The 21,882-nt window shown below is 61.5% G+C and carries 22 protein-coding genes and 1 tRNA gene; 6 read left to right on the top strand and 17 right to left on the bottom strand.

Features of this window, described 5'->3' with window-relative positions; translation table 11 throughout:
• Positions 1–245: 245 nt before the first annotated feature.
• The 14 genes from Q0601_RS01835 to Q0601_RS01770 form a co-directional block, all read right to left on the bottom strand.
• Positions 246–321: transfer RNA gene (locus Q0601_RS01835), tRNA-Phe, on the bottom strand.
• An 84-nt stretch (positions 322–405) separates the two neighbouring features.
• Positions 406–567, bottom strand: a complete 162-nt coding sequence (locus tag Q0601_RS01830) for a DNA gyrase inhibitor YacG (RefSeq protein WP_305286495.1) — start codon at positions 565–567, stop codon at positions 406–408.
• The gene (locus Q0601_RS01825) at positions 567–1,613 is read right to left on the bottom strand and encodes a ribonuclease E/G (RefSeq protein ID WP_305286493.1); all 1,047 of its coding nucleotides are present in this window, start codon (positions 1,611–1,613) and stop codon (positions 567–569) included. Before Q0601_RS01825 ends, Q0601_RS01830 begins: the two co-directional genes overlap by 1 nt.
• Positions 1,610–2,188: a Maf family protein gene (locus Q0601_RS01820; RefSeq protein ID WP_305286491.1), complete on the bottom strand. Its 579-nt coding sequence runs from the start codon at positions 2,186–2,188 to the stop codon at positions 1,610–1,612. Before Q0601_RS01820 ends, Q0601_RS01825 begins: the two co-directional genes overlap by 4 nt.
• 4 nt (positions 2,189–2,192) lie before the next feature.
• Complete coding sequence (gene infA / locus Q0601_RS01815) at positions 2,193–2,411, bottom strand: translation initiation factor IF-1 (RefSeq protein ID WP_055212580.1); 219 nt, start codon at positions 2,409–2,411, stop codon at positions 2,193–2,195.
• A 233-nt stretch (positions 2,412–2,644) separates the two neighbouring features.
• Entirely contained in the window at positions 2,645–3,796 is a 1,152-nt protein-coding gene (locus tag Q0601_RS01810) for a FliM/FliN family flagellar motor C-terminal domain-containing protein (protein ID WP_305286478.1), read from the bottom strand.
• Between the two features lie 79 nt (positions 3,797–3,875).
• A complete protein-coding gene (locus tag Q0601_RS01805; protein ID WP_305286733.1) occupies positions 3,876–6,524 on the bottom strand; it encodes an ATP-binding protein in 2,649 nt (882 codons plus the stop codon).
• On the bottom strand, positions 6,514–6,825 hold the full coding sequence (locus Q0601_RS01800; RefSeq protein ID WP_119748489.1) for a hypothetical protein: 312 nt from the start codon (positions 6,823–6,825) through the stop codon (positions 6,514–6,516). Before Q0601_RS01800 ends, Q0601_RS01805 begins: the two co-directional genes overlap by 11 nt.
• Before the next feature lie 18 nt (positions 6,826–6,843).
• Positions 6,844–7,203 (bottom strand): response regulator transcription factor, encoded by a 360-nt coding sequence (locus Q0601_RS01795; RefSeq protein WP_305286475.1) that lies wholly within the window; start codon positions 7,201–7,203, stop codon positions 6,844–6,846.
• 114 nt (positions 7,204–7,317) lie between these two features.
• On the bottom strand, positions 7,318–8,601 hold the full coding sequence (locus Q0601_RS01790; protein ID WP_305286473.1) for a short-chain fatty acyl-CoA regulator family protein: 1,284 nt from the start codon (positions 8,599–8,601) through the stop codon (positions 7,318–7,320).
• A gap of 97 nt (positions 8,602–8,698) precedes the next feature.
• Complete coding sequence (locus Q0601_RS01785) at positions 8,699–9,541, bottom strand: ATP-binding protein (protein ID WP_305286731.1); 843 nt, start codon at positions 9,539–9,541, stop codon at positions 8,699–8,701.
• Positions 9,542–9,546: 5 nt separating this feature from the next.
• A complete protein-coding gene (gene tatC / locus Q0601_RS01780; RefSeq protein ID WP_305286471.1) occupies positions 9,547–10,401 on the bottom strand; it encodes a twin-arginine translocase subunit TatC in 855 nt (284 codons plus the stop codon).
• A 1-nt stretch (position 10,402) separates the two neighbouring features.
• Complete coding sequence (gene tatB, locus Q0601_RS01775; RefSeq protein ID WP_305286469.1) at positions 10,403–10,888, bottom strand: Sec-independent protein translocase protein TatB; 486 nt, start codon at positions 10,886–10,888, stop codon at positions 10,403–10,405.
• Positions 10,889–10,902: 14 nt separating this feature from the next.
• A complete protein-coding gene (locus Q0601_RS01770; RefSeq protein ID WP_119748499.1) occupies positions 10,903–11,151 on the bottom strand; it encodes a twin-arginine translocase TatA/TatE family subunit in 249 nt (82 codons plus the stop codon).
• A gap of 127 nt (positions 11,152–11,278) precedes the next feature.
• On the opposite strand from Q0601_RS01770, the gene Q0601_RS01765 reads away from it, so the two are divergent.
• The 6 genes from Q0601_RS01765 (at position 11,279) to Q0601_RS01740 (ending at position 16,991) form a co-directional block, all read left to right on the top strand.
• Entirely contained in the window at positions 11,279–11,896 is a 618-nt protein-coding gene (locus tag Q0601_RS01765; RefSeq protein WP_305286465.1) for a MarC family protein, read from the top strand.
• On the top strand, positions 11,896–12,462 hold the full coding sequence (locus Q0601_RS01760) for a retropepsin-like aspartic protease family protein (protein ID WP_305286463.1): 567 nt from the start codon (positions 11,896–11,898) through the stop codon (positions 12,460–12,462). The genes Q0601_RS01765 and Q0601_RS01760 overlap by 1 nt, the downstream gene beginning before the upstream one ends.
• Before the next feature lie 100 nt (positions 12,463–12,562).
• A complete protein-coding gene (locus tag Q0601_RS01755; protein WP_305286461.1) occupies positions 12,563–13,009 on the top strand; it encodes a MarR family winged helix-turn-helix transcriptional regulator in 447 nt (148 codons plus the stop codon).
• Between the two features lie 79 nt (positions 13,010–13,088).
• Positions 13,089–15,116 (top strand): transketolase, encoded by a 2,028-nt coding sequence (gene tkt / locus Q0601_RS01750; protein ID WP_305286459.1) that lies wholly within the window; start codon positions 13,089–13,091, stop codon positions 15,114–15,116.
• A gap of 55 nt (positions 15,117–15,171) precedes the next feature.
• A complete protein-coding gene (locus Q0601_RS01745; protein ID WP_305286457.1) occupies positions 15,172–16,122 on the top strand; it encodes a DMT family transporter in 951 nt (316 codons plus the stop codon).
• Positions 16,119–16,991, top strand: coding sequence for a lysophospholipid acyltransferase family protein (locus Q0601_RS01740; RefSeq protein WP_305286455.1), 873 nt, complete (start codon positions 16,119–16,121; stop codon positions 16,989–16,991). The genes Q0601_RS01745 and Q0601_RS01740 overlap by 4 nt, the downstream gene beginning before the upstream one ends.
• Before the next feature lie 13 nt (positions 16,992–17,004).
• Here Q0601_RS01740 and ccmE read toward each other — a convergent pair whose 3' ends face one another.
• The 3 genes from ccmE to Q0601_RS01725 form a co-directional block, all read right to left on the bottom strand.
• Complete coding sequence (gene ccmE, locus Q0601_RS01735; protein ID WP_305286729.1) at positions 17,005–17,454, bottom strand: cytochrome c maturation protein CcmE; 450 nt, start codon at positions 17,452–17,454, stop codon at positions 17,005–17,007.
• 19 nt (positions 17,455–17,473) lie between these two features.
• Positions 17,474–18,301 carry a glutamate racemase gene (locus tag Q0601_RS01730; protein ID WP_305286453.1) on the bottom strand — a complete coding sequence of 276 codons (828 nt, stop codon included), beginning with the start codon at positions 18,299–18,301 and terminating at the stop codon, positions 17,474–17,476.
• Between the two features lie 177 nt (positions 18,302–18,478).
• Complete coding sequence (locus tag Q0601_RS01725; RefSeq protein WP_305286451.1) at positions 18,479–21,868, bottom strand: indolepyruvate ferredoxin oxidoreductase family protein; 3,390 nt, start codon at positions 21,866–21,868, stop codon at positions 18,479–18,481.
• Positions 21,869–21,882: the final 14 nt, after the last annotated feature.

Here is a 21,882-nt window from a genome sequence, read left to right as displayed (position 1 = left end):
CACGCTGACGATATCGACCACTTTCGGTTAACCAAAGACCCCGAATCATGGGACGATTGCAAGACTTAATATCTTTCGCGGCATGCAGCCGGCGCTTGTCAGCCGCCGCTGACCGGATGGCAAAATGACAGGAAGATTTGCCAGATCATACAGCGCTGCGCCAGCGGCCATGCAGCCCGGAAACATGCCAGCGAACCGGCCTTTACAGCGCACGGCAAATACCGGTTATTTTTCAGAAAATTGAATGGTGCCCGGAGGCGGATTCGAACCACCGACACGCGGATTTTCAGTCCGCTGCTCTACCAACTGAGCTATCCGGGCCGCTGCGCGTCCTGTCAGACGGCGGGCGTGACGCGGTGTTTACGGGCGCGGAACGGAACTGTCCAGCCCCCAACGACAGAAAAATCACTCCTTCTCGTCATCCCCGGAAGGCACATCATCCAAAGGCGGGCCGGGAATGGTATATTCACCCCGCAGCCAGCGTGCCAGGTCGACATCCGCGCATCGTTTCGAACAGAAGGGGCGATATCTGGGGGTGCTTTCCTTGGAGCAGATCGGACAGGCCATCAGCCCCTCCCGATAAGCCGGGTCAGGGGCGCCCGATCACGCTTGCGGCTGATTTCATATAGGCCCATCTTGGTCCAACCGATCAATGTGGTTTCGGTTCCTTCCCCCTTGAAAGCCGCCCGCAGCACCTGATCAAGCACCGCTCGGTCGCGTTTGGGAACCGGAGCGAAATCCACCACCACCTGCCCGCCAAGACCGCGCAGCCTGAGCTGACGGGGAAGATCGCGCGCCAACGCGATATTGGCCTTGAGCGCCGCCGCAGGACTTGTATCGCTGCCGGTATTCACATCAATCGCGATCAGGGCATGGGTCGGCTCGACCACCGCATGCGCGCCCAATGGCAGGTGAACATGCGTGGACAAAAGCGCATCGATCGCATCGCTGACACCACAGCGATCAAAACTGTCCGCGCCTTCGTCGATCGCATCGGGTTCGGGATCGGCCCATTCCGTCCAGGCCTGCTCCCATGGCGAAGCGGCATCCAGCAGGGCTTCCGGAGGTCCATCGATTTCGGCGGTAATCCGGTCGGCCAATGCGATCAATGGAACAAGATCCGCGGCGATATCCTCGGCCCCGGCGCGGGCCGAAGCGCTACGGATGATCAGCCCATGGGTACGTGCGCCCAATAACGCCTGCCCTTGTAAAAGCAGTTCCTCACGCAGATTGCTGTCAAGAATGCGGCGAGAGATATTGATGCCGGGCGCGGCAGGCGTCACCAGACCGTAGCGCCCCCGGAACATCAGCCGCGTGGAGAGGGGAATTGCCTTGCCCTCCTCGGCAACGCCGCCGATCTGGACCAGAACCGGCTTCCCTTCGCCCAGCCCGGATCTGTCGCGCAGATAGCCTCGTTGCCCGTCGGGCAAGCGGACGAATGCCCCGCCCTGCCCCTTCATCAGACGTTCTGTCACGCCGCGGCAAATCATCCCCGGCGCAAGCGTCACCTGCGGGCCGGGGTCAAGAAACAGATCGATCAGCCGTCCGTCCTGCATCAATGCGGCAGCTTCATTACCCTGAAAATGCCCCAGCACGATTTGCCGGCCCTTCATCTTGCATCTCCGTGAATATCGATAGCGGCCAGCATCGCCGCCGTCTCGGAAAGCGGCAAACCCACAACGGCCGAGAACGATCCTTGAATCCAGGGGATGAATCCGGCCGCAGCGCCCTGAATCGCATAGGCGCCCGCCTTACCCTGCCAATCTCCGAAATCGAGATAGCGTTTAAGCATGGCCTCGTCGATAGGCCGCATCCGCACCAATGTCTGAACCTGCCGCAATCTTGTATGCCCGCCATATCGAAGGGCAATGGCGGTCAGGACACGATGCCTGCGGCCCGACATCAGACGCATGAAAGCCGCCGCTTCGTCCCGGTCGGCGGGCTTGCCCAAAATCCGCCTGCCAACCGCAACGGTGGTGTCAGCGGTCAACGCGGCTTCGCCTTCGGCCAAAGACAAAGCCTCGGCCTTTTCGCGTGCCATACGCGCAACGTAATCGCGGGGCGATTCCCCTATCGCGGGCGTTTCATCGATATCTGCTGGCCGCACCTCGTCCGGGGACAGCCCGATCTGGGCCAGCAACTCCAACCGTCGCGGACTGGAAGATCCAAGGATGAACCGCGGCGGCACGGCTTTACTTGAAGCGGTAATTGATCCGCCCCTTGGTCAGGTCATAGGTGTTCATTTCCACCTGAACCCGGTCGCCGGCCAGAACACGGATGCGGTTCTTCCGCATCTTGCCCGCCATATGCGCAATGATCTCATGGCCGTTTTCCAGCTCGACCTTGAACGTCGCATTAGGCAGGAGTTCCTTCACGACGCCGGGGAATTCGAGCATTTCTTCCTTGGCCATGATCACTCCGTATTGAGCACCCCGCAAGATTCGGGGCCAGCGTTAGATGCGTCCAATAAGCAAGAAATTCAAGGAAAAAGCGCTCTGCGACCGGCAAAACAGGATTCAAGGCAGTTTATTCCTGCCGCCGGTCCTTCCGGACAAACCTTATATGGTCATCTTCGGCGATGCGATTTTACCCAACGCGGCATCGGACAATGCATCACATTCGGGCCGCAAGCCAATCATCCGTTTCAACCGGTATTCATCGGAGCGATCTCTTCCATATCGCGTTCCTGATCTTCGCCGGAATCCGCAAGGAATATATTCGGAGCATCCAGATCCACTGGCAATGCCGCACTGATCGCCTCGGGCATGAGTTCGGACATGGGCTCAACACCGGGAAGGATGGATGAAGATCCGGCCATATCATCCGCAATTGCTGCCGGATCATGCAGGCGGATGGCGTGATAACCTTCTGCCTCGCCCAGCTTGCCCCTGGCCAGGATCTCTCCCGATATCAGTTCCAATGTCACATCCGACAGTGTGACACGGGGAAGGCTGATGATCGCTCCCTCCGTCAGAGACCGCAGTTCCCCCAGCGTGATCTTGCGGCGGCAAAGCACGGCAAAAAGATCAACCGGTACATTCCGCACGCTGTCAACGAGATCGGAGGAAACGAGATCGGCACCGCGACCAGACAGGCTTTGCAGCGAACGCCCCGAGCGCGGCTCCGCGACCGGTTCGGGATCGGGGGGAGTGACCGGCTGAGATGCAGCACGTGGCAGCGCAAGAAAAATCGTCGATTGCCTGACCTGATCCTGCCCGAAGGCCAGACGGCAGGTCAGACCACGGAAAAGCCCATCATCGAGAATCAGCTGAAGTGGCCGCGGATCGTCAAGGAAAGTGGCATAACGGAAATCGCCCCAGTCCGAATAACCGTCCAGCCCGCCCAGTTCGGTGGCAAGTTCGGCAAGCAGCGAATTGGCAAACTCCGCGCACATCAGTGCATCGCCCCGGGTCAGTTTTCGGTTCGGGACGGGGCGGGCGGTGACACGGACGCAGGTCTGCATTTCGATCAGGGCGGCGACGGCTTGCCGGCATAGCGCCATGACTCCGGTTTCCTCACCCTTGCCTTGCAGGATCATCAGCAAGGCCCCCTCGGGCAGCAGTTCCGGGATTTCGGCCAGAGAAGCGCCGTTCAATGTGACGGATTCCGTTTGTACGGGCAGATGATAAAGTGTTTCTGCCGTGCGTCCGATTGCCGTGGCAGCGGCCTGGGCAGGAGTTTGTTCGGGCAATAACGGCAATTGCGGAACCCGCCCATGCGCGGCCTTGCTGTGGTTCCGGGCCAGCAGCAACTGCTGCAAAACGCCCCCGCTGTTTTCGCGATCCTGCCCGTCCATGATGCCGTTTCCGTCTTTGCCGTCACGCCGAAGCGACCATTTTGCAGCTCGTTTCTGACAGCAAAGGATTGACAAAAAGTTAGGATTTCTTCGCTCGAGCCGTCGTAGGCGGTCTTTTCGGCAAGGTGATGCGGAACGCCGCGCCGCCCTGCCCCGGCAGATAGCTGATATCCCCGCCCAAAGCGGTCATGATTTCACGGCAGATCGCAAGCCCCAGACCTGCCCCGCCTGCCCGCGAAGGCTCGTTCAACCGGGCGAATTTCTCGAAAATCAACGACTGGCGGGCAATATCGATACCCGAGCCGTTATCGCTGATATCGATCTGCGGGCCATTCCTCGTGCGCCGGTCAACCCGGATCTTCAGTTCGGGTCGCTCGGCATCGCAATATTTCCGGGCATTGCCGATCACATTGATCAGCACCTGCAGCAACCGGTCGGAATCGGTGATGACCCCCTGATGTTCGGACGGAATGTCACGATCGATCGTAAAGACCCGCTCGGGCCGAATCGCCGACGTGGCCGAGAGCGCCCGGCTGATCAGATCATGCAGATTGGCGCCCGAAACGGCAATCTGCGCATTGCCGCTTTCAAGAACCGAAAGATCCAGCAGATCGTCCAGAAGCCGGGTCAGCCGCTCCGCCTCGTTATGAATGATCCCGGCAAATCGCATGCGCTCCGCATCAGAGAGATCGGGTGTGCTCAGAATTTCCGAAAATGCTCTGACCGAGGTCATCGGCGTGCGCAATTCATGGCTGATCTGCCCCAGAAAGGCGTCCTTCTGCACGGAAAGCGCCGTCAGCTTGTCATTCGCCTCACGCAATTGCCTTGCGATCCGTTCAAGTTCCGCGCTGGCGGTCTCCAACCGCTGCGCCTCTTCCTTGGCGCGCTGGGCCTCGTCTGCGACCTCCATCAGATCCGAAACGGTCAGAGACATCCCGCCAGCCACTCTTTCGATCATCGCATGCGCCGTTGCCGCCCCGACCGAGCCGGCAAGACGCCGTTCAAGCCCGGTCAGGAAGTCGGGCGTCAGATCGGGCAGATAGCCCGATTTCCCCTGCGCCGCCGCGCGGGACCGGAAATAATGCAGGGCGGCATCCGCGCCCCAGACCCTGCGCGCCATCGCCAGAAGCGGTTCGGCGCGATCATCAGCACGTGTGTGCCGGGAATGGCTGAACGGCTGGACAGTATTGACGAATGACAGCCCCTGCAGCCTTTCGACAGGATCGGGAAAGCCGAAGATCGAAAGGCTGATGAATGCCAGGGTATTGCAGGCAAGCGACAGAAAGATCGCGAAAGTCAAAGGATCGACCTCTGGCCCTGGAACCAGCGCGGAGCCGATGCCGATCGAGGGCAGGAATATCAATGCAAGCCAAAGAGCAAACCCGATACCGACTCCCGCATATGCGCCCATCCGGTTCGCGCCACGCCACAACAGCCCGCCCAGCATCGCAGGCAGGACCTGCGCCATACCGGTAAAGGCAACCAGCCCCATCGCCGCCAAGGCCGTCGCCCCGCCCGAGGCCTGATGATAGACCCAGCCCGCGCCTGCCACGGCCACGATGGCAAGCCTTCGCGCGTTCAACACGAATCCGCGCAGATCCTCGGGATCATCACCCGCCGGGCGGCGGCGCAAAAACAGCCAGAGCGGCGTCAACCAATGGTTCGAGATCATCGTCGCCAATGCAATCGCACTGACCACCACCATCGAGGTCGCAGCCGAGAACCCGCCAAGAAAAACCAGCAATGCCAGCAAGTTCTGTCCGGATGCTTGCGGCAAGGTCAGCATATACAGATCCGGATTGGCACCCGCGGGCAATATCTCGGCCCCCACCACGGCGATAGGCAGCACGAAAAGCGACATCGCGAAGAGATAGGCGGGGAAAGCCCATCCGGCGACATGCAGACGCTCTTCATCGGCGGCCTCTACGACCATGACCTGAAACATCCTTGGAAGCGTCAACACCGCCGCAGCCGAGACGATATTCAGGGCGGTCCAGCGATCCGGACGCAATATCCAGCCTTCACGCGTTGGATCAGCGGCAGCCGAAGAGATCCGCGAGACGATATCGCCGGGACCATCCGCAAGCCCCCAGACCACAAATATCCCAAGCGCCAGGAACGCCACCAGCTTGACCACCGCCTCAAGCGCGATGGCGGTCACGACGCCATGATGCCGTTCGTCCGCATCCAGATTGCGGGTGCCGAACAGAATCGCAAACAGCGCAAGCCCTGCGGCCACCCACAAGGCAGTTCCTCCACCTATCTTCGGCGCGTTCGGGGATTGCGTGGCGAACACTTCGAATGACAGGCTGACGGATTGCAGTTGCAGCGCAATATAGGGCGTAGCGGCAATGACGGCGATCAGGGTGATCAGGGCGGCCAGCGGGTTCGATTTCCCGAAACGCGCCGAAATCAGATCGGCAATAGAGGTGACATGATGCATCCGCGCAACCCGCACCAGCCTGCGCAGTCCCCACCAGGCGCCGGTAAACACGATGGTCGGGCCGATATAGATCGTCGCGAATTCCAGACCCGAACGGCTGGCATATCCAACCGCACCGTAAAAGGTCCAGGCCGAACAATAGACCGACAAGGACAGCGTATAGACCGCCGGATGGTCGAGCCAGCGGACATGGCCGCGTTGCGCTGCCCGATCGGCCGCAAAGGCCACGCCGAACAGCAGCGCCACATAGGCAAGGCATCCTGCGACCAACGCCTCAAAGGGCATCGCGGTCATTCCTGACAGTTGCATCATCCGTCCCGGGCGCATCGCCCAGCACGGCGGTTTCCGCAAGTGCCGCGGCATCGGCACGGATCAGGGCGCGATGCAGCAGCCTGACGGACAGAATCAGCACCGCCCAGAAGCCGAACAGCGCAAGCATCCCGGTGGCAAAGCTGAACGCCTTTGGCAGCCACCAGACCGGTAACAGCATGGCAATCGCCGCCAGCACCGGTAAAACCCGCGCTGCATCTCCCAGCCGCCTGCGCCTGAACGAGGCGCGTTCGAGGAAAAGTGGACGTTCAGGCATGATTGCTCCGGATCGCGTTCATTCCAGCATTCGCCTGACTTGCGCGCATAGCATGTCATTCGCGAAGGGCTTCAGCATCACAGCATCAGCCTGTGCTGCGGCCTCTGCCGGTTGACCACGGGCGGTCAGCATCAGCACCGGCGTTCCGGCCAATGACCGGTCGCTTTCGGCCCGCAATTCCGACAGGATCTCGGCACCGGAACGGTTGGGCAGCATGAGGTCAAGTATCACCAGACGCGGGCGCAGGTTTCTGATCGCCGCCATCCCGCCCCGTCCATCGTCATGCAGTGCCAGACTCCATCCCTCGCGCGTCAGGATAAAGCGCACGGCCTCGGCGATATTCGGCTCGTCCTCGATCATCAGGATGTCGGGTATCATCAGATTAGCGCCGCCTCCTCCATCGGCTTTACCGCTTAGTTTGCAATAACCGAGCCCTCTGTCAAAGAACCAGTTTCCGGTACGGCCGATATCTCCCGCATATAAAGGTCCCGATCATGGCCCCTGTACCGCCGGGGCCGGAGAAAGAATAGACGGCTCGCGACGGGCCGGGCATTCCATGCGCGGACAGATCCGGCAAGAGGCACCAATCCGGATCACCGGAGCAGGCCCGTTCGCAGCTTTCTCGACAGGTAGGATCAGCATCTGCGCCCGGGTCAACACCGGCCCGAACGCGCCTTCGGGCTGACTGCGCGTGGCATAGCTGATGGTGCTGAACCGGTGCTGTTGCGGCGTCTCCACCTGCGCACTGATCGCGGTCTGTGGTGCTGCCAGTGCCTGATAAAGCGGCCATAGCGGACAGGCATCGCCGGGGCGCGGCAGCGGAAAGCCCGGCGCGGGACGGCGCAAGGTCAACGTCCCCGAGCCGTCGCAGACCAGCAGCCCTGCCTCTTCGAAGCCCGGCGGTCGCAGTGCCGCCAGCCGTCGCATCACCAGATCCAGCGGGGCCCGCATCCGCGTGGCGATGCGCAGCGGATCGCCTTCTTCCGACGCCGCAGCCAATGCCGCATCCGGCAGCGCAGCCCGCTCATCCTCCATTCGCACCAGATGATCCCGTGCCAGCGCACGCGCGGCATCCGAGGCAAGATCGGTAGCCTTGTCAATCGGCGGCGTACCTGCAGCCATCCATGCCTCGACCTCCTCTTGCGGGGTGAAAATCCCGCCTTCGGTCTCGAAACCATCCAGATAGGCCACCAGAGCTTGCGCCGTGGTGGACAGGCGCAAACTGTCCTCGGCCAGATTGGCATGGAACCGATGCCGCCATTCTTCGGGCACGTCGCCCTCTTCCGCAAGAATCGTGGCGGTAGAGCGCAGGGATGTCACGGCCGAAAGCACCTCGTGCAGATTGGTCAGCAGATAGGGATCCTGCGTCATCCGGTCAGACAGGTTGATCAATTGCCGTTCAAGCGCATCGGAACGCCGCGCCGTGGCGATCAATGTCGCGGACCAGCCCGGAAACCGCGCCAGAATCTCGGCCGCCTGCTCGAGTTCGGGTGCGAGTTCGCCCGTCGAGGGCGCCCGCGCCGCAGCTTCGCGCAGTGCCGCGATCCGCGCCTCTTCGCGGCCAGCGGTCAGTTCAGCAGCCGGAACCTCCAGCGCCTCGGCAAGACGCGCAACCAGCCTGTCGCCCACCGGACGGCGATTATGCTCGATCAGGTTCAGATAGGCAGGCGAAATACCGGCAACCCGGGCAATATCCGCCTGCCTTCGCCGCAGTGCAAGCCGGCGTTCACGGATACGGGTACCGGTCAGGATATGGGTGGGGCTGCGCAGGGTCATGGCGAATATGAAACCCGGCCGGGGTCAGTGACGCAAGCCATTTGCCACGCTTCCAGGTGGTTCGGCCTGCACGGACGCCAAAATGCGTCAGGCGGGATTAAAGCGCAACCCCATGCCGCCCGGCCAGATCGGTAAAGAACTGCCATGCCACCCGGCCCGAGCGTCCGCCGCGCGTGGCCTGCCATTCCACCGCCTCGGCGCGCAATTCCTCGGCCCCGATGCGAAGATCATAGGCATCACAGTAGCCCTGCACCATGGCCAGATATTCATCCTGCGAACACGGGTGGAAACCAAGCCACAGGCCGAACCGGTCAGACAGCGAAACCTTTTCCTCGACAGCTTCGCCCGGATGGATCGCGGTCGAGCGTTCATTGTCGATCATGTCGCGCGGCATCAGATGGCGGCGGTTCGAGGTGGCGTAAAGGATCACATTCGCGGGTCGCCCGCTGATCCCGCCATCCAGCACCGCCTTGAGCGATTTGTATTGCGTATCGTCATGGCTGAAGGACAGATCGTCCGAGAACAGCAGGAAACGCCGGTCCTTCGCGTTGCCCAGAATGGCCAGAAGCCGCCCGACCGATCCCAGATCCTCGCGGGCAATCTCGACCAGCACCAGCGGCAGCCCCTGCGCGACGGCCTCGGCATGAACCGCCTTCACCAACGAGGATTTTCCCATGCCGCGCGCGCCCCAGAGCAGCGCGTTATTCGCACCATAACCCCTGGCGAATTGCATTGTATTCGCCAGCAGGATGTCCTTGGCCCGGTCGATGCCGATCAATTGCACCAGATCGACGCGGTTGACCGTCTCGACAGGTTCAAGGCGGTCCGGGTCGGGATGCCAGACATAGGCGGCAGCTTCCGTAAAGCGCGGTGCGGGATAGGGCACCGGCGCCAGTCGTTCCAATGCGGCGGCGATACGCTCAAGCGCTGTGTCGTTCATATCCTTCATTCCTCATCCTCGACCCACAGCCCCTGTGCCTTCAAGTCAGCCTCGCGCCGCTTCTCGATCCGTCGGACAAGCTGGATCGAGATTTCGTAAAGCCCGTAGACCACGGCGAACAGCACCACCTGCGAAACGACATCCGGCGGCGTGGCGATTGCGGCAAGGATCAGAATGGCGACAACGGCATATTTTCGCACCGATCCCAGCCCCTCGCTGGAAACCAGCCCGGCCTTGCCCATCAAGGTCAGCAGCACCGGAAGCTGGAAGCTGAGACCGAAAGCCATCAGGAATTTCAATGTCAGGCTGAGATATTCCTGCATCGAGCCCTGAAATGCGATGCCAGCGACCCTTCGGGTTTCCGTCGCCTCTTCAGAGGTGGCGACCACGGGTCCCTGCTGGAAGCCAAGGAAGAAATCATAGGCCATCGGCAGAATGACGTAATAGGCGAATGCCGCGCCGATCGCGAACATCACCGGCGAGGCGATCAGAAAGGGCAGGAAAGCGCCTTTTTCGCTGCGATACAGTCCGGGGGCGACGAAACGCCATAGTTGATAGCCGATGATCGGGAATGCCAGGGCGAAACCGCCAAAGAACGAGATATTGATGGCGGTGAAGAAACCCTCTTGCAGCTTGATGATCTGCAATTGGCAATCCTGCCCACGCCCGGCCAGGGCATGACAGATCGGCTGGGTCAGGAAATTATAGATCGGCTGCCAGACGGTGTAGCACAGCACCATCATGACGACGAAGGCCAGAAGCGACCAGATGATCCGGGTTCGCAATTCGGCCAGATGCTCGATCAGCGGGGCCGAGCTGTCATCGATCTCGTCTTCGTCGTTGCGGGGTTTCGTGGCCAATTCAGTCGTCTTTCGTATCCGACCGGCGCACCGCATGAAGGCGTCGCTTGCCGGTGTCTGCCGTGCCGCCGGACGCTTCATTTGCCGGCCTTGACGTGATCTTGTCTGGTTCGGGTTTATCCGGCGCGGGCTCGTCCTGACCGGTTTGCGCAGGAGGCGGAGGCGCGTCGGGATCCCGGCGAATCTTGTTATTCGGGCGATTGGGCTCCCATTTCTCGAACCGTTCCGCCGCGCGGTCCAAAGCATCCAGACCCAGCGATTTCTTCGATGTCAGTGACTTGAGATCCTTGATCGAATCTGTCGCCTCATCGATGCCGGAACTCTTGGCGGCCTCTTCCATAGCCGAGGAAAACTCACGCGCCATACTGCGTGCGCGGGCGGTAAAGCGTCCCAGCGCATGGAACAGATGCGGCAGATCCTTGGGGCCGACCACGATCAGGGCAACGACCCCGATCAGCAAAAGCTCACTCCAGCCGACGTCCAGCATCGCCGTCCTTCGCCTCAGCTACGGTTGTCGCTGTGATCGGGCGTCACGTCCTTGGCACGCTCACCCGGCATGCCCTGCCCGTCATGACTACCGTCATCGGCGGCTTTCTCAATCTCTTCGGTGCCGTCTTTCACGCCTTTCTTGAAGGCGGTAATGCCCTTGCCGACCTCGCCCATCAGCGACGAAATCTTGCCGCGCCCGAACAGAACCAGCACCACGACAGCGATCAGAAGAAGGCCGGGAAGGCCGATATTGTTCAGCATTGCGATCTCCCTTGTGCGGGGCCTGACGCCCGCGTGCCACATTTAGGGACTCTGTCAGGGGATTGCAAAGCCCGATTGCGTGATCGGTCCTACTTGGCAGGGATTGGCATAGCGGTAATAAGGAAGCATGGAGATTTCGCTTTACATCACCGCTTTCGTCACACTTTTCGTGGTCATCGACCCGGTGGGGCTGACACCGGTCTTCATCGCGCTCACGCCGGGAATGTCCGCCGCCGATCGGGCGCGAATCGGGCGAAGGGCGGTGGCGATCTCGGCGATCCTGCTGACATTGTTCGGGCTGGCAGGTCAGGCAATCCTGAACGGGATCGGGATCTCGCTGCCCGCATTCCGCATCGCGGGCGGCATATTGCTGTTCCTGACCGCGCTTGACATGCTGTTCGAACGCCGGACCGCAAGGCGCGAAGGTCAGGGCAAGGACGAGGATGCCGAAAACGACCCGTCGGTCTTTCCGCTGGCGACGCCACTGCTGGCCGGTCCCGGCTCGCTGGCAACCATGATCCTGCTGGTCGGACAGGATTCCGGCGTCCTGCATGTCGTGATGGTTCATCTGACCATGCTGGCGGTGCTGGTCATCGCATTGGCGCTGTTCCACCTTGCCACGCCGCTGGCCCGCGCGCTTGGACGCACCGGCACGATGGTGGTCACGCGGTTGCTGGGAATGCTGCTGGCCGCCCTGTCGATCCAGTTCGTGATCGACGGGCTTCAGGGATCGGGGCTGTTCTGATGTTCGCCGATGACTGGGCAAGTATCGCTTACAGCGTCACGCTTCTGATGCTGCTTGGCGGCGCGTTGATCGTTGAATTCTCGGGGCGCGGGGGTCAGGCCGTCCGGCAGCTTGCGCTTTGGGTGGTCATCTTCGCCGGAGTGGCCTTTGCCGCCAATCTCTGGTTCAGCCGGCAAAGCGAGCCGCGCTTTCTGGAAGGCGGGCGAATTGAGATACCGGCCAGCCCGGATGGCCATTTCTACCTGACCGCCGAAGCGAATGGCGTGCCGGTCGAGTTCATGATCGACACTGGTGCATCGATGATGGTGCTGACCCGCGAAGACACCCGCAAGATCGGCATCGATCCCGACCGTCTGGACTATCGGGGCCGGGCCAGCACGGCAAACGGCGTGGTGCGGACAGCCCCGGTCACGATCAGGGAATTCCGGATCGGCGACATCACCGATTCCGATATTCGCGCATCGGTCAATGACGGCGCGCTAAGCGACTCGCTTCTGGGCATGTCTTATCTGAAGCGCTTCGCCCGCATCAGTTTCGAAGGCGACCTGCTGGTACTGGAGCGATGACCTGTTCCGGCAAAGATAACCGGGTTTCACCTCCGGCTGCGCCTTATTCCCGTTGCAACCGCAACCGCTCTTTGCTGTTCTGCTGGCAAAGGAGACCGTAATGCCCTTCATGCTGGATGAGTTCCTGCCCTATCGACTGAATGTCGCCGCCACCCTGATCAGCCGCCGCTTCGCCGCCCTGCATCAGGAAGAGACGGGGATATCCATTCCCGAATGGCGGGTCATGGCGCATCTGGCCAATGAAGGACAGGTCAGCATACGCGACATTCATGCCAGGGTGAATCTTGATAAATCCATCGTCAGTCGCGCCGCCGCCCGGCTGGAACAGGCCGGACATCTTCGCAAATCCGGACATATGCAGGATCGTCGCCTCATCTCGCTCGAGCTGACGCCGAAGGGACAGGACCTGATGCAGCGGCTGGGAGAAATCGCGGATGCATTTCAAGCCAGGCTTCATGCCGAACTGGGACCCGACGCCGAACGGTTCGAAACCATGCTGGAGCAGCTTATCGCCGGCGCGGCCCGGGACCGCGACACCGCAGCATGAGAAGAGGACCTGCCGCCTTGCAACCGGAACACGTTAACCCTAACAAGTGCCCGAACCCATTCTGACCCAAGGGAACGTCATGGATATTGAAACCCGCCGCAATGCCGACCCCGATCACTGGAAACTGGCCAGCGCAATCCGCATTCTGGCGATGGATGCCGTCGAGGCCGCCAATTCCGGCCATCCCGGCATGCCGATGGGCATGGCCGATGTGGCCACGGTCCTGTTCCGCAAACATCTGAAATTCGACGCCTCGGCGCCGAACTGGTTCGACCGCGACCGTTTCGTGCTGTCCGCAGGGCATGGCTCGATGCTGCTTTACGCATTGCTGCACCTGACCGGTTACAAGCAGATGACGATCGGTCAGATCAAAAATTTCCGGCAGCTTGGCTCGATTACCGCAGGCCATCCGGAATACGGTCATGCCGAAGGCATCGAGACGACCACCGGCCCGCTTGGGCAAGGCATCGCGACCGCCGTGGGCATGGCCATGGCCGAAGAGGCGATGCGGGCGGAATTCGGCGCGGATCTTTGCGATCACCGGACATGGGTCATCGCCGGCGACGGCTGCCTGATGGAGGGGATCAGCCATGAGGCCGTGGGTCTGGCCGGAAATCAGCAGCTTGGCCGCCTGATCGTCCTTTGGGACAATAACGATATCACCATCGACGGGCGCGTCAGCCTGTCGGACAAGACCGACCAGATGGCGCGCTTTGCCGCTGCGGGCTGGCGGGTGCTGGAATGCGATGGCCATGACGCGGCGGATATCGACCGCGCCCTGACCGAAGCCGCGCAGGAAGACGGCCGCCCGGTTCTGGTCTCCTGCAAGACGATCATCGGTTTCGGCGCGCCGAACAAGGCGGATTCCTCGAAAGCGCATGGTTCGCCTCTGGGTGCGGACGAAATCGCCGCCACCCGCAAGGGTTACGGCTGGGACGACACGACACCATTCGAAATTCCCGGCGATATCGCGCAAAGCTGGCATGAGATCGGCGCGCGTGGCGAAACTATCCGCAAGGAATGGCAATCGCGGGTTGATGTGCTGAGCGCCGATAGCCGCGACGAATTTGCCCGCCGTATCAGCAATGATACGCATCCGGAACTGGCGAAAACCGTCGCGCTGGTGAAACAGCAGACCTCAGAGGAACAGCCCAAGCTCGCCACCCGGAAGGCCAGCGAGAATGTTCTGGCCGCGCTTAACCCGCTGATGGCCGAGAATTTCGGCGGCTCGGCCGATCTGACCGGTTCGAACAATACCCTGACGCCGGAAATGGGCATATTCGGCCCTGAGAACCGCACGGGCCGGTATATCCATTACGGTATCCGCGAACATGGCATGGCGGCCGCGATGAACGGGATCTGGCTGCATGGCGGCTTCCGGCCCTATGGCGGCACCTTCCTGACCTTCACCGATTACGCGCGCGGCGCGATGCGGCTTTCGGCACTGATGGGGCTACCGGTCGTCTATGTGATGACCCACGATTCAATCGGTCTGGGAGAGGACGGGCCGACGCATCAGCCGGTCGAGCATCTGGCCATCTGCCGCGCCACGCCGAATACGCTGACGCTGCGCCCCTGTGATCAGGTCGAGACAGCGGAAGCCTGGGAAATCGCCCTGTCAGAAAGCGGCACGCCTGCGGTCATGGCCCTGTCGCGGCAGAACCTGCCGACGCTTCGGACCAGCCATTCAGATGAGAACCTGTCCCGCAAGGGCGCCTATATCCTGCGCGAGGCCACCGGAGGCAAACCCGCTGTGGTGCTGATGGCAACCGGCTCGGAAGTCGAGATCGCGGTCGCCGCACGCGAGACACTCGAGGCGGAAGGCACGCCGACGCGCGTCGTCTCGGTTCCCTCGATGGAGCTGTTCCGTGCGCAATCCAGGGAATATCGTGCAGAGGTCCTGCCCGGCAATACCGTGCGCGTCGCCGTCGAGGCCGCCATCCGCCAACCCTGGGAGTGGCTGCTTCTGGGCGAGCGGGGCAACGAGGCGAAATCGGCATTCGTGGGGATGGAGGGCTTTGGCGCCTCGGCTCCGGCACCCGCGCTTTACAAGGAGTTCGGGATTACCGCAGAGGCCGTGACCGAGCGCGTCAGGTCATTGTTGTGAAAAAGATTCTTGCCTCCGGCGGGGATATTTTCATGAAGAAGAAGCAGCCGGGCATTTGCTCGGCTGTTTGCATGGCGTTCTGATGCAGGTGCTGGCGCGGGCATTCGCCTTGATGGGGCGCGAACGAGACGGGCTGCGGCCGGTCCGCGACAGCAACGCCTCGGCGATCCTGCTGCTGCTTGCCGCGATCCTTGGCTTCACGCTGATGGATGCGACCGCAAAGTTCCTGACACAGCATTATCATCCGGGACAGGTGATCTGGGTGCGTTTTGCCGGCAATCTGCTGATCTTCGCCGCAATCTTCCGCGGGCGGATATTTGGGCTGTTAAGAACGAAACAGCCAGGTTTGCAGGTCGGGAGAGCCCTGTCGCAGCTTGCCTCGGTGGGACTGTTCTTCACATCGCTGCAATTCATCGGGCTGGCCGAAGCCACCGCGATCATGGATATGAACCCGGTGCTGATCACGCTGGGAGCGGCGCTGTTTCTGGGTGAGAAGATCGGCCCCCGCCGGCTGGCCGGGATCGCTGCCGCGATGATCGGTGCGTTGATCATCATCCGCCCCGGTCTGGGCGTCTTCCAGCCCGCCGCCCTGCTGCCGCTTGCCGGCACATTTACCTTTGCGGCGGGAGCCTTGCTGACGCGGATGGTGCGAAGCGATTCCGTGGAAACCTCGGTCATGTGGTCTGCAGCATTCGGAACGGCTGTCACCACGTTATTCGTGCCCTTCGTCTGGCAGCCCATCGATCCGGCGCATTGGTGGATCGTCCTGCTGCTGGCATTTTTCGGCACGCTGAGCCAGTGGCTTCTGGTCCGGGCCTTCTCGACCGGCGAAGCGGGCGTGCTGGCACCGTTCGGATATACCGGTCTGATCTGGGCCGGATTATGGGGCATCCTGTTCTTTGGACAGTTCCCCGACCGCTGGACCATTCTTGGCGCTGCGATTATCGTTGGCGCAGGTCTTTATGTATGGTCGCGCGAATATCGCGGGGCGCGAAAGGATCAATGAGCGACGGCGAGAAACTTCCACTTGGCGACCGGCTGGCGAATGCCGCCTTCGTGGCGGTGATGAGCGTCGCGAGGCTGCTGCCCTATGAACGGCGCATCCCGGCGCTGGGCTGGCTGTTTTCGAATCTCCTCGCCCCGGTGGCCGGATGGCGGCGGCGGATCCGCGACAATCTGGCGCTGGCCCGCCCCGATCTGACCCGCGAGGAGGTCGAGGACGTAGTTCGCGCGGTGCCGAACAATGCCGGCCGATCCGTCGCCGAGATCTATTCGGGACATGAATTCACAGACCGTATCCGCTCATCCGATCCGCTGGAGGGGCCGGGCCTGCCCGAGCTGGAGGCCGCTTTCGCATCCGGGCGTCCCGTCATCATCGCCTGCGCGCATTTCGGCAATTACGACGCCATGCGCACTGCGCTGTCGGCGCGGGGCTGGCCCGTGGGAGCGCTGTACAGGCCGATGAACAACGAGGCCTTCAACCGCCATTACATTCCCGCAATCACCGCCATCGCCGAGCCGCTTTTCCCACGCGGACGCGCGGGGCTTGCGGCGATGCTGCGCTTTCTGAAGGGGGGCGGCTGGCTGGCATTGGGATATGACCAGTTCGACCGGCATGCGCCCGAATTGCAATTTTTCGACCTGCCCAGCAGAACCGTCCTGACCCCCGCCGAACTGGCGATCCGTTACAACGCGTTGATCCTTCCGGTGCATGGCATCCGCCAGCCGGACGGGCTGTCATTCCGCGTCCATGTCGGAGAGCCGGTCGAACATGACGAGCCCGCAGTAATGATGCAGGCCCTGAATGACGATCTAGAGGCGCTGGTGCGCCGTCATATGGAGCAGTGGTTCTGGGTTCACCGGCGCTGGAAATAACGGCGGAGCGGGCTCAGCTTTCCGGCTCCTGATAAACGCCGCTTGCCTTCAGCGTATCGACCACTTCACGCGGCATATAGGTCTCGTCATGTTTGGCCAGCAGATCCCGCGCCTCGAAGCGGCCTTCGCGATAATGCCCCTTGGCGATCGTACCCTGCCCTTCGCTGAACAGATCCGGCCGGGGATCATTGCCAACATAGCTGACCGGAATTTCCACCAGACCATCGGTAATCACGAAATCAAAGGCCACGCCGTCGCCATTCACCACCGAGCCTTCCTTTACCAATCCGCCAAGCTGGAAATATTCATCCGGCGAAACCGCGCTTTCGCTGAGCTGCGTGGGAGAGCGGTAAAGATTGATCCCGTCGCGGAAACCATAGCCGATCAGAACCGCAGAGACAGCAAGGGCGACGGCTGCGGCCAGCAGGATCTGAATCCGGCGGCGCTTCTTCAGTGATTTCAAACCGGCCATATCGCGCCCCTCATGCTGGTTCTTTACAGGCGGATTCGAAGCGGATCGGGCAACGCAGGAACTGGACTGCCTTGCCGGATACGCGCTCGGGATCGCCGGTGGTCAGAAACCGCGACCGGGTTCCCTCGCCCAGAAATTCCGGCCTGCGCTCCAGATAATCCGCCAGACTGTCCGCGACCAGCCCCGGCTGGCTGTAGACCGCCACATCAGGCCCCAAAGCGCGGCGAAACACCGGTTCCACCAGCGGATAATGGGTGCAGCCAAGGATTGCGGCTTCGGGCTGCGGCATACGGCGCAAAAGCGCCTCGACATGGCTGGCCACAAGCGCCTCGGCCAGAATTTCATCACCCTGTTCGATCGCGTCAACGATCCCGGCACAGGGCTGCGCCTCGACATCGACGCCGACGGCGCGAAAGGCCAGTTCCCGCTGAAAAGCCCGGCTTGCCACGGTCGCAGGCGTGGCGAACAACGCCACATGCTTGACCCGGACTTCGCGCGGCGGCGAATTGTCGCCCCAGCCCCGCTCTGTCAGGGCCTCGATCATGGGCACGAAGACCCCCAGCACCCGCTTGTCCGCAGGCAGCCATGTTTCCTGCATGCGGCGAAGGGCGGCGGCGCTGGCGGTATTGCAGGCAAGGATGACCAGATCGCAGCCTTCCTGCCACAGACGTTCGACGCCCGCACAGGTCAGGTTGAAAATGTCGTCCGCGGTCCGGACACCGTAAGGCGTATGGGCATTGTCGCCCAGATAGGCCAGCGGCAGATCGGGCAGTTTCGCGGCGATGGCCTGATGAACCGTCAGCCCGCCAAGTCCCGAATCGAAAACCCCCACCGCCATGTCGCCGCTCCTTATCCCGCATGTGATATTGTTTTAGGCGTACAGGCCGGAATTGAAAATGACACAAATGAATGAGGTGGGCGGATCTGGAGCCCGCGAGCCTGCAATCACCGCCGAAAACACGCCCGCAGATTTCGCGCCTCCACACATCTTTGTGCGCAACCCGAGGCCAGCCGGTTATTCCGCCGCCTGCCGTATCGGCGCCTCGCCCGAGCGGAACTGGGCAAGAAGCTCTTCCCGGCGCAAGGCGGCCTCATCCGCCGCGCGATCCTTGACAGGGCCGTAGCCGCGCACGCTCAGCGGCAATTCCGCCAGTTCAATGGCGACCGGCATGGTCGCGTCGGTCACCTTGTCCAGAACCTCGCGCATGTCGCGTTCGTATTCGCGGATCATCGCACGCTCGCGCCGCCGCTCCGGAAAATAGCCGAACGGGTCGAAAGGCGTGCCGCGCAGTGTTTTCATGGCTGCCAGCGCCCGGAACGCCTTGAGTATCCAGGGCCCGAATTCACGTTTCTTCGGCCGTCCTTCGGCATCCTTGCCCGGCAGCATCGGCGGCGCCAGATGGAAGGACAGTTTCGTATCGCCCTCCCATGATTGGGCGATCTGTTCGGCACTGCTCAGATGCAGACGCGCAACTTCATATTCATCCTTGTAAGACAGAAGCTTATAGTAGCCTCTTGCGACGGATTCCCGAAGCGGAGCGGGTGCGGAATTAACCAGTTTGCGGAATTTATTCGCCAAAGCCTGCCCCTGATATTCCACCAGACGCGCCGCGCGGTAATCCACAGGTTCTGCAGGTAGTTCAGTGACTTCTGCAGGTTTCCTTAACTGCTCCGGGAATACTGCCGCCCAGCGCCCGATCTCGAAGGCACGCTGGTTTTCGGCGACCTTGGCACCGTTCAGCCGGATCGCCTCCATAATCGCCTCCCGGGTCAGAGGCAGCAATCCGCGCTGCCAGCAGGCCCCCAGAACCAGCATGTTGGAATAGATCGAGTCACCCAGAAGCCGCAATGCCAGCTCATTCGCGTCGAAAAATGCCAGATTATCGCCCAGACGCGCCCGAAGCGACAATTTCAGCCGGTCGGAAGGGACCTGAAAATCACGGAACCGGGTGAAATCGCCGGTGATGATCTCGTGATCGTTCACCACCGCGCCGGTGCGGCCTCCGGTCATCAGCCCGATGGTTTTGGACCCCGCGGTCACGACCAGATCGCCACCGACGACGCAATCCGCCTCGCCCACGGCCACCCGGATGGCACTGATATCTTCCGGTTTCTCGGCCAACCGCAGATGGATGTGAACCGCGCCGCCCTTTTGGGCCAGCCCCGCCATCTCCATCATGCCCGCGCCCTTGCCCTCGATATGCGCCGCCTGAGCAAGTACCGCGCCAATGGTCACAACGCCTGTGCCGCCAACACCGGTGATAACGACGTTATGCGTGCCATCGATCACCGGCAGGTCCGGCGCCGGCAGATCGGGAATTTCGAACGCTTCGGGTTTCGGCTTTTTCAGCTTGCCGCCCCGAACCGAGACAAAGCTGGGACAGAAACCGTTCACGCAGGAATAATCCTTGTTGCAGCTTGACTGGTCGATCTGCCGCTTGCGTCCCAGTTCGGTATCCAGAGGAACCACCGAGACGCAGTTCGACTGCACGCCGCAATCGCCGCATCCCTCGCACACCTCGGGATTGATCCAGATCCGCAGATCCGGATCGGGGAAACTTCCCTTCTTGCGGCGGCGGCGCTTTTCAGCGGCACAGGTCTGGATGTAAAGAATGGCACTGACGCCCTGCGCGCTTTCCAGTTCGCGCTGCACATTCATCATTTCGGCGCGTTCCTCGAACCGCATGCCCGAAGGAAACTGCGTGCGGTCGACATCCTCTTTCTCGTCATAGACAGCGACCACCGGATCGACTCCCATCGCCCTGAGTTCACGGGCGATCTGGGGCGCAGACAATCCGCCCTCATTCGGCTGGCCGCCAGTCATGGCAACGGCATCATTATACAGGATCTTATAGGTGACATTGGTTCCGGCAGCCAAAGCCGCGCGGATCGCCAGAACCCCGGAATGATTATAGGTTCCATCTCCAAGATTTTGAAATACATGGAGTCTTTTACTGAACGGGGCTTCTCCGACCCAGTTCACACCTTCGCCGCCCATATGGGTGAAGCCCTCGGTTTCGCGGCCCATCCACTGCACCATATAGTGACAGCCGATCCCCGCATAGGCGCGGCTGCCTTCGGGCAAGCGGGTGGAGCTGTTATGCGGGCAGCCCGAGCAATACCAAGGCGTCCGCGTCGCGATTTCAGGAGCATTGTCGCTACGCAAAACCTCGGTCAGGCGGGTCAGACCTGCCTTTATATGCTCGGTCCCGCGGCCCTCTTCGATCAGGATGTCGCCGATCTTCTGCGCGATCATCACCGGATCAAGCGCATAGCGCGTGGGAAACAGCTCTTCGCCCGTGCGATCATGTTTCCAGCCATGCACCCGGCGGCCGCGACGATTGTCGAATATCGCTTCCTTAAGCTGCACCTCGATCAGCTTGCGCTTTTCCTCGACGCAAACGATTAACTCAAGATTCTCAGACCACTCCTGCATGGACCTCATGTCCAGAGGCCAGGTTTGTCCAACCTTGTAAGTGGTGATCCCAAGCCGCTCTGCCTCGGTCTCGTCGATCCCCAGAAGCGACAGCGCATGCACCAGATCCAGCCAGTTCTTGCCTGCCGCGACAAAGCCGATCTTCGCCCCCGGCTTGCCCCAAATCTTGCGGTCGATGCGGTTGGCGCGGCTGAATGCCTCCGCCGCCCAGCGCTTGTGATCGATCATCCGGGCTTCTTGCAGCACCGGAGTATCGCCCAGCCGGATATTCAGCCCGCCATCGGGCATCTGGAAATCGGGCGTCACGAATGTCAGCCGGTGCGGATCGCCATTCACCACCGCCGTCGCCTCGACCGTGTCCTTCATCGTCTTGAGGCCGGTCCAGACGCCTGCAAAGCGCGACAATGCGAAACCATACAGCCCGTAATCCAGAATTTCCTGCACGCCCGCGGGCGACAGCACCGGAATATAGGCGTCGATCATCGCCCAGTCAGATTGATGCAGCACGGTCGAGCTTTCGCCGGTATGGTCGTCGCCCATCGCCATGACGACACCACCCTTTGCCGAGGATCCCGCCATATTCGCATGGCGCATCACATCGCCGCTTCGGTCTATGCCCGGCCCCTTGCCGTACCACAGGGCATAAACCCCGTCATATTTGCCCTCGCCCCGCAATTCGGCCTGCTGACTGCCCCAGATTGCCGTCGCGGCAAGATCTTCGTTCAAACCCGGCTGGAACAGGACATTCGCCTCGCTCAGGCGCTTTGCCTCGCGCATCATTTGCAAATCGACACCGCCCAGCGGGCTGCCGCGATAACCTGTCACATAGCCAGCCGTATTCAATCCGGCCGCTTGGTCGCGTGCCGCCTGCATAAGCATAAGCCTGACAAGTGCCTGCGTTCCGTTCAGCAATACCTGGGATTTCGACAGATCGAAACGGTCGGCTAGCGAGAATTCTTGCTTGCTCATCCTGCATCTCCTCC

Origin of the sequence: Paracoccus wurundjeri (assembly GCF_030678915.1) — a bacterium.
Lineage (GTDB): Bacteria > Pseudomonadota > Alphaproteobacteria > Rhodobacterales > Rhodobacteraceae > Paracoccus > Paracoccus onubensis_A.
Note: the sequence above shows the minus strand (reverse complement) of the source record. Positions and strands in the feature narration are given on the sequence as shown.